General features: G+C 49.8%; 11 protein-coding genes. 7 read left to right on the forward strand and 4 right to left on the reverse strand.

Translation table 11 applies throughout. The features are described 5' to 3' along the window. Positions 1-21 precede the first annotated feature (21 nt). On the reverse strand, positions 22-2,613 hold the full coding sequence (gene acnB / locus NC981_RS07505) for a bifunctional aconitate hydratase 2/2-methylisocitrate dehydratase (protein WP_348242287.1): 2,592 nt from the start codon (positions 2,611-2,613) through the stop codon (positions 22-24). Between the two features lie 199 nt (positions 2,614-2,812). On the opposite strand from acnB, the gene NC981_RS07510 reads away from it, so the two are divergent. Together NC981_RS07510 and NC981_RS07515 are read left to right on the forward strand one after the other, a co-directional pair. After that, a complete protein-coding gene (locus tag NC981_RS07510) occupies positions 2,813-3,739 on the forward strand; it encodes a LysR family transcriptional regulator (RefSeq protein WP_190379826.1) in 927 nt (308 codons plus the stop codon). 51 nt (positions 3,740-3,790) lie between these two features. Next, a complete protein-coding gene (locus tag NC981_RS07515) occupies positions 3,791-4,861 on the forward strand; it encodes an anthranilate phosphoribosyltransferase family protein (protein ID WP_348242288.1) in 1,071 nt (356 codons plus the stop codon). Here the strand turns inward: NC981_RS07515 and NC981_RS07520 are convergent. After that, a complete protein-coding gene (locus tag NC981_RS07520; protein WP_348242289.1) occupies positions 4,858-6,183 on the reverse strand; it encodes a histidine phosphatase family protein in 1,326 nt (441 codons plus the stop codon). The two genes, NC981_RS07515 and NC981_RS07520, sit on opposite strands and share 4 nt — an antisense overlap. 126 nt (positions 6,184-6,309) lie before the next feature. Between NC981_RS07520 and NC981_RS07525 the strand changes: the two genes are divergently transcribed. After that, positions 6,310-7,815 carry a CPBP family glutamic-type intramembrane protease gene (locus NC981_RS07525; RefSeq protein WP_190379829.1) on the forward strand — a complete coding sequence of 502 codons (1,506 nt, stop codon included), beginning with the start codon at positions 6,310-6,312 and terminating at the stop codon, positions 7,813-7,815. Here the strand turns inward: NC981_RS07525 and NC981_RS07530 are convergent. Then, positions 7,812-8,234, reverse strand: a complete 423-nt coding sequence (locus NC981_RS07530; RefSeq protein WP_242027248.1) for a hypothetical protein — start codon at positions 8,232-8,234, stop codon at positions 7,812-7,814. The two genes, NC981_RS07525 and NC981_RS07530, sit on opposite strands and share 4 nt — an antisense overlap. Positions 8,235-8,388: 154 nt before the next feature. Here NC981_RS07530 and NC981_RS07535 point away from each other — a divergent pair, with 154 nt between their 5' ends. The 4 genes from NC981_RS07535 to NC981_RS07550 all read left to right on the forward strand — a co-directional run bounded on the left by NC981_RS07535 (position 8,389) and on the right by NC981_RS07550 (position 11,976). Next, entirely contained in the window at positions 8,389-8,652 is a 264-nt protein-coding gene (locus tag NC981_RS07535) for a TM2 domain-containing protein (RefSeq protein ID WP_190379830.1), read from the forward strand. A 105-nt stretch (positions 8,653-8,757) separates the two neighbouring features. Beyond that, positions 8,758-8,940 carry a hypothetical protein gene (locus tag NC981_RS07540; protein ID WP_190379831.1) on the forward strand — a complete coding sequence of 61 codons (183 nt, stop codon included), beginning with the start codon at positions 8,758-8,760 and terminating at the stop codon, positions 8,938-8,940. An 89-nt stretch (positions 8,941-9,029) separates the two neighbouring features. Beyond that, entirely contained in the window at positions 9,030-11,378 is a 2,349-nt protein-coding gene (locus NC981_RS07545; protein ID WP_348242290.1) for a heavy metal translocating P-type ATPase, read from the forward strand. 169 nt (positions 11,379-11,547) lie between these two features. Beyond that, positions 11,548-11,976: an FHA domain-containing protein gene (locus NC981_RS07550; protein ID WP_190379833.1), complete on the forward strand. Its 429-nt coding sequence runs from the start codon at positions 11,548-11,550 to the stop codon at positions 11,974-11,976. 50 nt (positions 11,977-12,026) lie between these two features. On the opposite strand, the gene NC981_RS07555 is transcribed toward NC981_RS07550, so the two are convergent. Beyond that, positions 12,027-12,374, reverse strand: a complete 348-nt coding sequence (locus NC981_RS07555; protein WP_190379834.1) for a hypothetical protein — start codon at positions 12,372-12,374, stop codon at positions 12,027-12,029. Positions 12,375-12,528: the final 154 nt, after the last annotated feature.

The raw sequence follows: 12,528 nt of genomic DNA on the forward strand, positions 1-12,528 counted from the left end.
AGACACCCTCTTCCCCCCTAGCTAGCTCACACTAGCGATGAGTTTTGCTTCTTCTTCTTTCGATAGCACTCGTCCTTCATCCTCGAAACCGGAAATCCGATCGAAGTTCAAATACTGATACAAGTCTGACGCAAACGGGTCAATTTTCTCCTGTACCACGCTCATGTACTCCTCGATCGTCGGAATTTTGCCCAACAGCGCACAGACTGCCGCCAGTTCCGCAGAGCCAAGATAAACCTGCGCCCCTTTACCCATGCGGTTGTTGAAGTTACGGGTGGAAGTTGAGAACACCGTGACACCATCCTCGACTCGCGCCTGATTGCCCATACAAAGCGAGCATCCAGGCATTTCTGTCCGCGCTCCGGTGGCTTGGAAGATTTCGTAGACTCCTTCAGCGCGTAGCTGTTGTTCGTCCATGCGGGTTGGCGGGGCGATCCAGAGTTTAGCTTTGGCGACTCCGGCTCCTTCGAGAATTTTCGCAGCAGCGCGGTAATGTCCGATGTTGGTCATGCAAGAACCGATAAAGACTTCGTGGATTGGGTCGCCTGCACATTCGGACATCAGTTTGATATTGTCGGGATCATTGGGAGCGGCAACGATCGGCTCCTTAATCTGATCGAGATCAACTTCGATGATGTCTGCGTATTCAGCATCTGGATCAGCTTGTAATAAATGCGGATCAGCCAACCATTCTTCCATCTTGCGGACGCGGCGGAGAATGGTACGAGCATCACCGTAACCTCGTGCCACCATATTTTTGAGTAGGGCAGTATTGGAGCGTAAGTATTCAGAAACGGTTTCAACCGAGAGTGCGATCGTGCAGCCTGCTGCCGATCGTTCAGCCGTGGCATCGGTGAGTTCAAAGGCTTGCTCTAACTGCAAATCGGGCAATCCTTCCATCTCGATAATTTTGCCAGAGTAAACGTTCTTTTTGTTTTCTTTGGCAACCGTGAGCTTACCTTGCTGCATCGCGACGTATGGAATCGCGTTTACCACATCGCGCAGGGTGACTCCGGGCTGTAGTTTGCCTTTGAATCGAACCAGTACCGATTCAGGCATATCAAGCGGCATTGCACCGAGCGCAGCGGCAAATGCAACGAGACCTGAGCCAGCCGGGAAAGAAATTCCAAGCGGGAAACGAGTGTGTGAATCGCCGCCTGTGCCAACGGTATCAGGAAGCAGCATCCGATTCAGCCAGGAGTGAATGATGCCATCTCCCGGACGCAGAGAAACGCCGCCGCGAGAATTAATGAAATCAGGCAGCTCGTGATGGGTTTTGATGTCTACAGGTTTCGGATAGGCCGCTGTGTGACAGAAGCTTTGCATCACCAGATCTGCGCTGAATCCGAGACAGGCGAGTTCTTTCAGTTCGTCGCGGGTCATTGGTCCTGTGGTATCTTGCGATCCAACCGTGGTCATGATGGGTTCACAAGAGGTTCCGGGACGAACACCGGGAAGCCCACAAGCTTTACCCACCATTTTTTGAGCCAGTGTAAAACCTTTTCCGGTATCGGCTGGCATTTGCGGACGCACGAATAGATCGGAAATCGGTAATCCCATTGCCGATCGAATCTTGTCGGTTAGCGTCCGACCGATCAGCAAGGGAATCCGTCCCCCAGCTCGGACTTCATCCAAGATCGTGTCCGGTTTCAGCGTGAAAGTTGAAATAACTTCACCGGATTCGTTGGTGATTTCACCTTTATAGGGATAAATCGTGATCACATCGCCTGTATTGAACTGCGTGACATCACATTCGATCGGCAATGCTCCCGAATCTTCTGCCGTGTTGAAGAAGATCGGCGCAATTTTCCCACCGAGAATGTAACCGCTCGATCGCTTGTTCGGCACAAACGGAATATCCTCGCCAATGTGCCACAGCACCGAGTTGATCGCCGATTTCCGCGATGATCCAGTTCCGACTACATCGCCTACATAAGCAAGCGGATGCCCTTTTTGTTTGAGTTCAACGATCGTTTCCAGCGATCCAGGTTGGCGCGTTTCCAACATTGCCAGCGCGTGAAGCGGAATGTCTGGGCGCGTGGTGGCGTGAGTTGCAGGTGATAAATCGTCAGTATTGGTTTCGCCCGGAACCTTGAACACCGTAACCGTAATTGCTTCTGGCAAAGGAGCGCGATTGGTAAACCATTCTGCCTCTGCCCAAGACTTCAACACGCGCTGAGCATAGGCGTTCCCGCTCTCCGCCAGTTCTTGCACATCATGAAACGCATCGTAAACCAGCAGCGTTTTACTCAGAGCCGCTGTCGCTGTTTCTGCAATTTCAGGATTCGGTGACTTGAGCAATTCGATTAGCGAATGCACATTGTAGCCACCCATCATCGTGCCCAACAGTTCAACCGCTTCTTTCGGTGAGACAAGTGGACTGGTGATTTCTTCTTTCGCGATCGCGCTCAAAAATCCTGCCTTAACGTAAGCCGCTTGATCGACTCCCGGCGGAATACGATCGCGTAACAACGAAAGCAGAAACGCTTCTTCACCCGCAGGTGGAGCCTTGAGCAATTCACACAGGTCTGAAGTCTGCTGCGGACTAAGCGGCAGGGGTGGGATTCCTAAAGCCGCCCGCTCAGCAACGTGTTGACGGTAAGATTCAAGCATATTCGGGTTGATTCGGTGTAGATCAGCAGCGTTATCACTCTATCGCGAACTTCTAGTCTAAAACTTCAGAGGAAGGATGCGGTAGAATGACTGCACTTCAAATCCTTTTCTGAACCTAAATTTTCTCCTGTATCAGTCCTTACGAAAGTTCTTTCACAAATCCGCTAAGGTCACAAGAATGTGACTCAGGTTACACCCTATGCGCCTAGAGCAGCTACAGGCATTTTTAGCGATCGCAGAAACCGGAAGTTTTCAGCAAGCCGCCCGCAAGTGTGATGTGACGCAATCGACGATCAGCCGCCAGCTTCAATCGCTGGAAGCTGATTTGGGAATGTCTTTGCTGCATCGGACGGCTCAGGCAAAATTGACCGTTGCAGGTGAGCGGTTTCTGCCTCGCGCTCGGAAGATCTGTCAAGAATGGCGCAACGCGATCGCTGAGCTTGAAGAACTCCGACTTGGAAAGCAGCCTGAACTCTGTATTGCTGCAATTCATTCGGTCTGTGCCTTTCATTTGCCGCCTGTGCTGCAACGCTTTTGTCAGGACTTTCCCGAAGTGCAGTTGCGCGTGACTTCGTTAGGAAGCGATCGCGCCTTGAAAGTCTTGAAAGATGGATTGGTGGATCTAGCGATCGTCATGAACAACCGCTTTCTCACGGCAAGTCCAGAGATGGTGGTGGATGTGCTTTACGATGAACCTGTACGGGTGTTAATGGCAGCAGCTCATCCTTTGGCGCAGTATCAAATGGTGCCGTGGTCGGAGCTAGTTCACTATCCACAAGTCGTGTTCAAGGATGGCTATGGAATGCAGCGCTTGGTGCAAGAACAATTCCAGCGCCAAGGTGCAACGCTCAAAGCGGCTTTAGAACTGAATACTCTGGATGCGTTTCGAGGCGTGGTCAGGCAGGGAGAATTGATTGCACTCTTACCTCAAAGCGCCATTCAAGACATTCATCTCGATCCAACCCTAGCAGTACGATCGACCACTGACCCAACGCTAATTCGACAAGTCGTTCTGGTGACGACGCACGATCGACTTCAAATCCCGCCCATTCAGCGATTTCGGGCACTGGTTCAAGAACTCATGCAGCCGTCGTTGTTGGTACAGCTTCCAAAAGCGCTCGTCTGATATGATGTAACACCTTGCAATGTGCAGCCATTCATTTCTTGGGTAGAAGCTATGAGCTATGAGTTTCGGGACTTGCTAAAAAAGGTCGGCAGTGGAACCCACACAAACGAGAACTTGACTCGTCAAGAAGCAGAAACCGCAACTCGACTGATGCTGCTGCAAGAAGCAACTCCCGCCCAGATTGGCGCGTTTATGATTTCGCACCGGATCAAGCGCCCCACCGGAGAAGAACTGGCTGGAATGCTGGATGCCTATGATGCTCTAAGCGATCGGTTGCCTGCGATCGCATCCAAGATTCCCGTTACGGTGATGTGCAATCCTTACGATGGTCGATCGCGCACTGCTCCATTAAGTCCGTTGATTGCGCTGGTTTTAGCGGCGGCAGGCGTTCCGGTGGTGCTACACGGGGGCGATCGAATGCCGACGAAAGAAGGTGTTCCCCTGATTGAACTCTGGGATGGATTAGGCGTGAATTGGAAGCCCTTGTCGATAGCTCAAGTGCATCAAGTTCTAGAAAATACAGGCTTAGGATTTGTCTATTTGCCGACGCATTTTCCCTTAGCTCATGGTTTGGTTCCGTATCGAGAGCAGATTGGCAAACGTCCGCCGTTTTCGACGCTGGAATTGATGTGGAACCCTTATGCGGGTGAATCGCATTTAGTTTGCGGCTATGTCCATCCACCAACTGAAGGAATGTTCCGGGATGCGTTTGCAATGCGGGGAACGACGAACTTTACAACAGTGAAAGGACTAGAAGGCAGCTGCGATTTACCTCGCGATCGTACCGCGATCATCGGCATTGGTATGGGCGAAAAGTTTGAGCGCCTAACTCTAGTGCCGCGTGATTATGGATTTGCCGCAAGAGAGTTACCCCTCACCCCGCTCGATGAACTTTTCACTGAGATGCAGGCAACTCTTAAAGGCGAATTCTCTGAACTGTCGCAAGCGGTGATTTGGAATAGTGGGTTTTATTTGTGGCGATCGCACATCTGCACCAGTCTAGAAGCGGGATTTGCTCAAGCAAAAGCGATTTTAGAACTAGGGCAAGCTGAGCGGAAGTTGCAGCAATTGATTGGAGCGATCGCGAACCTGCGATCGCCCGCCCCGGTCAATTCGATCTAGAGTGCGCCTGCTGCGGTCTTATCCAAAACGCCACCTAGATGAGTTGTGATATTCATTGCCATCAACAAGGGAGTTGCATCGGCTCCCTTGACATAATCAATCACGCTCACCGCGCCGTTACCTTGCTTGAAGTTCCAAAAAGCAGCCGGAGTTAAGCCTGCAATGTAGCAAAGGATAGCTTTGTTAATCGCATCGTGAGCAACGACGAGAATCGTTTCTCCGGGATGAGCGGACTGAACGATCGCATTCCAACCCACAACGGCACGATCCCAGACTTGCTGTAAGTTCTCGCCTTCTGGCATTTGAACCGCTTCCGGGTGTTGTTGCCACTGATGCAGCAATCCAGGGTAATCGGCTTCAATCTCAGATTCAAATTTGCCTTCCCAAAGTCCATGGCTGATTTCGCGCAGATCATCGCGCAGCTTCAGTTCAACTTCGGAATGATATTTGAGAATGATTTCTGCAGTTTCTTTTGGGCGTGCCATTGAGCTACTCACGGCAGAATCAATTTGCACAGATTTGAGAAATTCTGCGGCTTGACTCGCTTGAACTCGTCCGTTGTCGTTGAGCGGTACATCAATTTGACCCTGAAATCGTCCCTGCCGATTCCACTCAGTTTCGCCGTGTCTCACAAGCAACAGACGAGCACCTTTGTGATTCGGTCTCGTTTTAGGAATCGTTTCGCCCAGATGTGAGGTGACGTTGAGCGATTCGATTTGAACTTGATCCCCCAATTCACCAGAGAAATTGAGAACGCTGATTCCACAGTTAGAAATATGGAAGCGCTGATAATCTGCGGGTTGAAGCCCGATCGCAGTATTAATCAACGCTCTATTAATCCCACTATGCGCGACGATCAAGATGGTTTGATTGCGGTGTTGAGGAATCGTCGATCGCCAAAATCGCTCTGCCTGCTCATATAAATCCAAAACAGGAGAAAGTTCAGCCCCATCCGGTAGCGGCATTCTGACCTTGTGCGGTTCCGAGTGCCAGTGAGCATACATTTCCGGGTATTTCTCTGCAATTTCCGTAAACAGCAAGCCTTCCCAAATCTGAATATTAATCTCTTTGAGATCATCAGTCGTTTGAAGCGGAGGCGGATTGTCAAGACCTGCAAGAACAATTTCAGCCGTGCGTTTAGCGCGTTGTAAGGGACTGCTGTAAATCGCATCGAACTTCAAATCTTTCAGGGCGGTTGCAACTTGGGTTGCCATCTTTTCGCCCTTCTCGGTCAGCGTGGAGAGATCACAATGCCCCTGCGCTCTTTTTTCCACGTTATAGCTGCTTTCACCGTGGCGCACGAGAATTACACGAGTCGTCATAGAAGTTGTTTAGGGCAAAAAGTCAGCCTGATTTTATCGTGTTCGGGTGGCGAAAGTACGATCGCAATTCAGCGCGATCGACCCTGAGTTCCCTAGAATAACGGGAAGACACTTTAAGGGACTGGCATGACACCGAAGCGGATTTTATTGTGGGGTTTGACCTTAGTTGCAGTCGCGGCGATCGCGCTTGATCTAATTGGCAGTTGGAATCAACCTCAATTCCAGAGCCGATTAGAACTTTCTCAGACGGACTTACTTCTTCAAGCAGCGCAGTACCAAGGCGATTCCAATACAGCCGCACTCACCGATCGCAACCCCCAAAAAACCGCGCTGGAAGCGTATCAAAAAACGCGATCGTCGGTCGAAAAAGGAATTTCCACGGCTCAAACCCAAATTGAATCAGATTCCGATTCTGCTAAGGCCTTAACGACGGAACTTGCAAAACAAGTGACATTGCGCGATGAGCTTGATGTCAGAATTGGCATCCTTCAGGCTCAACAAAATCAAGTTGATGCGGCACTCAAAAGCTGGGCGAATCTCACCGCTCCGCAGACTCAAAAAAGCCGCAATCTCAAAATAACGGCGGATACCTTAACTGCACTGTGGCAGAATACATTGCCACCCAGAGCCGAATCGATTCTGAAGCAAAATCTGACAGGCTGGTTCCGCAACCGATCGCTCGAAAAACTCTACACGTTAGAACAGCGATCGGATGCCTTAACTGACCTTCGCAATGCAGAACAGCAAACCTCTCAACAGGCTTTAGTGAAGTGGGTCAGCGCTAATGCAGTTCCAGCGATCGCGCTGATCGTTGGCTTTGGGGTGCTGCTCATTCTAGGAGGACAATGGCTGCTCAAGCGCGACCAGTCCTTACTGTTGGGAACGAACGCAATCCGATGGGCAGTGCCTTGGGATTTTGAGATTACTTGGCAGGTGTTAGTGGTTGGTTTCTTCGCTGTTGGGCAACTGTTAATCGGACAGGTGATTGTCCCGCTCGGATTGTTGGCGGCAAGAACAGCATTTCAGCTTGATCCGACGACCTTTACCGTGCGCGATCGAGCGTTTCTCGCTTTCTTCACTTATCTATTGCTGGCAGCAGGTGGACTTAGCGTTCTGTACTTCTCGATTCGGAAGTTTTTGCCGCTTGAGAACAACTGGTTTCGCTTCAGCCTAAAGGGTCGCTGGTTACTTTGGGGTGTGGGTGGATATGCAGCAGCTTACCCGCTAGTTGCAGGAATCTCCTGGATCAATGACAAAATTTGGCAGGGTCGCGGCGGCAGTAATCCGCTCTTGTCGATCGCGCTTGAAGGTCGAGATTCGATCGCGCTCGTTCTATTTTTTGTCACGGCAGCGATCGCGGCTCCGTTGTTTGAGGAAACGTTTTTCCGGGGATTTCTCCTGCCCTCGTTGACGAAGTATTTCACGACTTGGCAATCAATTTTGATCAGCGGCTTAATCTTTGCGATCGTGCATCTCAGCTTATCCGAAGTCCTACCTCTAACTGTGTTGGGCGTGATCTTAGGATTTGTCTACACGCGGACGCAAAATCTGATGGCATCGGTGCTACTTCATGCTTTATGGAATAGCGGCACCCTATTGGCATTGTTCCTACTTGGTAGTGCAGCAACCTAACCTCGCTTCCACCTCAGCTTGATTATCGCGATCGCCCCTAAGAACAGCACAGAAAGGGCGATCGCGACGATCGTTTCTTCAATTCTTGGCGACAGAATTACGATGAAATCTTGTCCCTTCGTTAGCGCTGCGAAACTCGAAACACAAAATGGCATCAGATATAGCCTGAATGTTTGCCAGCGATCGCGCCTGCTTTGAGGGGACACGCTTAAGAGCAACCCTGTTCCAATCACGGCGCTGATGCCGATCGAGTTGATCCAGAGCTTAGGTGACGGATCGAAGTAAAAGTAAACCGTAACTAGATACCAAATGAGGTAGCACCAGAGAACCGCTTTACTGGGTTTAATTTTATAAAGATATTGAATCAATCCCTTCATTGGCACATCTTGGTGGGCAAGCGTCGGCGATCGTTTTAGCAAATTATCTCACCAATCCTGCTGTTGAGTCGTTCACAAAACTTCTCAGTAATATCACGGCTGTGTCTGTAAACTTTGTTGAGTGTTCCTGTATAAGTATTTTCTGGGGTTGGGGTACACTGCCAGCAGATAGACATGAGCTTCAAAAGGAGAAAGTATGACAAGTGGAACTTCTGGTGATGCAAGTAAGAAGATTGCAGCAGGCATCTGCGGTATTTTGCTAGGAAGCCTTGGTGTACACAAATTTATTTTAGGTTACACAACTGAAGGGCTAATTATCTTAGCTTCAACCTTTCTAACCTGCGGAGTTGGTGCAATGGTGACATCAATTATCGGAATCGTAGAAGGCATCATTTACCTTACCAAGAGCGATGATGAATTTGTCAGTACCTACATCGCCAGCAAAAAAGGTTGGTTCTAACAGTTGGTTCCAACAAAAGTAGCCTTAACACAAGGGTAGCTTAGTAATGCAGTCTAGTTTTGACGATCAACATTAGGCTGCATTTGATTCTCTTTGGTCTCGACAATGCAGAAACTTTCAAAATCTTCGCTGCTGTTCTTCTACGGTGTTCTGGGAATGGGCTATTTCAATGCCTTTTCCTCACTCGACATTAATCCAATTCTCAGAAATTACCTCATTCTCGTCCCGGTTCAGATTGGGCTAGTCGTCTATTTTCTCTGGTTCCGTCGCGACACTCTGAAAGACTAAACCCTAACGAGATTCAAAAAAAATGACCAATCCGGCAAAACATCTTCTACGCTCAAGAAAGGAGATGTCTTTGATCGGAGCGTTGGATCTTGTCGCAAACCGTTTTACCCCCTACAGACGAATCAATCGAAACGATTACCCTTGATGTCACCGGAATGAAATGCGCCGGATGCGTCAAAGCGGTCGAGAAACAACTGACTCAACAACCGGGAGTCAAATCTGCCACGGTCAACTTGGTGACAGAACTCGCTACAGTCGAATGCGATCCGTCGATCGACCCCGATAGCCTCGCTCTCAAACTCACTGAAGCGGGCTTCCCAAGTCAGCCACGCACCGCAGAAAGTTCCAACACTCCTGATCTTGCAGAACGCCGTCAAGCAGAAATGCAGCGGCAAACCAAACAACTCGCGATCGCCATCTTACTGCTCGTCTTCTCAACGATCGGACATCTCCACATTGGAATTCTTGGACTGAGTAATGTTTGGTTTCACTGTGGGTTGGCGATCGCCGCGCTGATTTTTCCCGGTCGATCGATGATCGTAGACGGTTGGCAAGGACTCCGCCGCAATGCACCGAATATGAATACGCTGGTGAGTTTGGGAACGCTCACAGCCTTTACCGCGAGTTTCGTTGCCTTGATCTTCCCGCAGCTTGGATGGGAGTGCTTTTTCGACGAGCCTGTGATGCTAGTCGGGTTTATCTTACTCGGACGAACCCTCGAACAACGTGCACGCGGACAAGCTGCCGCCGCCCTTCAATCCCTTGCCGCCCTACAACCGCGATTGGCAAGACTAATCGGCAAAAATGGCGCGACTCAACCAGGAATCGAGATTCCGATCGCTCATATTCGAGTCGGAGAATGGCTGCAAGTTTTACCGAGTGAACAAATCCCGGTTGATGGTGAGGTCGTTCTGGGTGAAACGACGATCGACGAATCCTTATTAACAGGCGAATCTATTCCCGTTCAGAAACAAGTCGGTGATCTCGTCGCGGCTGGAACGATCAATCAATCAGGCGCGATCGCTGTTCGAGTCACGCGAGTCGGCAAAGATACCACTTTGGCGCGAATTATCGATCTGGTCGAATCGGCTCAAGCTCGCAAGGCTCCGATTCAAAAATTAGCCGATACGATTGCAGGCTACTTTACTTATGGCGTGTTATCGATCGCGCTTTGCACTTTCTTATTCTGGGAGTTCATCGGCACTAAGATTTGGACAAATTTACCGCAGTGGACGATCGGTATCGAACATGCTCACGATATGGGCATGATGCCGCATCCCTCACCGATGCTGCTGAGTTTGAAGTTAGCGATCGCTGTCCTTGTCATCGCCTGTCCTTGTGCTTTGGGACTCGCAACGCCGACTGCAATTCTCGTCGGTTCCGGTATTGGGGCAGAGCGCGGATTACTGATTCGAGGGGGAGATGTCCTAGAGCAAGTGCATCATCTCGATACGATCGTCTTTGACAAAACTGGAACGCTCACGACTGGAAAACCGGTTGTAACTGATGTGATCGAATTTGAAAGCGGTTCAGTCTTGCAGCTCGCTGCCACGGTCGAAAGCGGAACTCGTCATCCGCTTGCTGCCGCAATTCTAAAGGCTGCTGAAAATCTACCCCTACTTCCGGCACAAGATTTTTACACGCAGGCAGGATTCGGAGTTTCGGCAAAAGTCGAAATTGATTCGGCTCAGCAGCAGGTCTTTCTTGGAACTGCAAAATGGCTCGAAAATAACCACATCGCGATTCCTGAAACTGCCCGATCGCAAGCTGACCAACTTGCAGCCGCAGGAAAAACGATCGTCTATGTTGGCTCCGAAGCGCTTATTGGCATTATCGCGGTTTCAGATGCGCTCAGACCGGATGCCCAATCGACGATCAAAGCGCTGAAAGATCTAAATCTGCGGGTCTTGATGCTCAGTGGCGATCGCACCTCAACCGCTCAAGCGATCGCGGCAAATCTTGGATTGTCTGATGTCTTTGCCGAAATTCCACCCGAAGGAAAAGCCAGCGCGATCGCCCAACTCCAAGCCGAAGGTTACTGCGTCGGCATGGTCGGAGACGGCATCAACGACGCACCCGCTCTCGCCCAAGCCGATGTCGGCATCGCGCTCAAATCGGGAACCGATGTCGCGATCGAAACCGCAGGAATCGTGCTGATGCGCGATCGTCTCAGTGATGTGGTTGAATCCATCCGCCTCAGTCGCGCCACCTTTGCCAAAATTCAACAGAACTTATTCTGGGCATTCGCCTATAACTTACTCGGAATCCCGATCGCTGCCGGTCTTTTACTACCTGCATTCGGTATTTTGCTCAGTCCCGCCGCTGCAGGCGCATTTATGGCATTTAGCTCTGTTAGTGTTGTCACCAACTCGCTATTATTACGACGTTTTTCAAAATCGTCAGAACGACCAGAATCAGTTACATTGAGTGAGGCATAAACGATTTAATCGTCGATCGTAATCAGCCTGATTCATTACAATGAAACACCGAAGCACACCAGCTTGAGCGAATATCGATACTCGTACTCTGTTGCTTCGCGTAAACTAGACTTATCTTTTTTAGGATAAATCCTTCCTGCCGTTCACCCAATCCTTAATTCGAGTGTCAATGCCCTCAGAACCGCATCAAAACCATCTCATCATTATCGAAGATGATAAGGGTCGCCGGGAGTTTGTGTTAGATGCCCCGGTTTATTCGATCGGACGTGATGCCAAGTGCGATATTCGCTTAGTGTCGCAGTTTGTTTCTCGTCGTCATGCGACCCTGCTTCAGCTCCCCAACGAAGACGGAACGCATTATTACCGAATTGTCGATGGCAACCTCAAAGGTAAGCCGAGCGCGAATGGGCTTTTGATTAATGGTCGTAAACTGCAACAATGCGACCTCCGTAACCAAGATGAGATTGTTTTTGGCCCTCAAGTCCGCGCCATCTATTACTTGTTGAAACGGGATGCGGTGCTGACGGTTCCACCCGATGAGTTTGATATTACCTTGATTAGTCCGAATATGGTTGGTGATCCAGAGGACGAAGAATAAAAAAACTCCGATCTTCTACTGGGGAGATCGGAGTTTTTTAGTTTAGAGAATTAGCCCGTTACTGTTTCAATCAAATTCCAGCCCTGATTTTCGCTGATCGCTTGGCTAACCAAGTTATACATTTTGCGACAGTGATTCTCGACTTGAAGCGGTAGCTCTTCGTTCTTAACAACAAAATTCATCCGAGTTTCTTGGTCGGTTGCCGTTGTCTTATCAATCAGCACCTCCACTGTAACCAGCTTTGGAAATGCCACTTTCCCTGGAATTTCACGCGCCATCATGTAGTCTTCTGTCGCGTAAATGACATCCAGGTTGCAGGACTTCAGCGTCTGATTCAACAGCGGCTGGAGATTCTGCATTGGGACTCCAACAGTGAATAGACAGGTGTAACGAGCCATAGCAAACCCCAATCTTGTGACAAGTGAATCTTCACTTTCTCCGTTACCAACCTACGCTAAAACGATGCTCTGGTCTAGGTATCTGCCCGTAAATTTTAATTCGGTCGCCAGACCAATACAGCCAGCAGCCTGCGTAGTTCTTGTCTAGAGCATG

The sequence above is a fragment of the Leptolyngbya sp. DQ-M1 genome, from assembly GCF_039962505.1.
Taxonomy (GTDB): Bacteria; Cyanobacteriota; Cyanobacteriia; order Leptolyngbyales; family Leptolyngbyaceae; genus Leptolyngbya.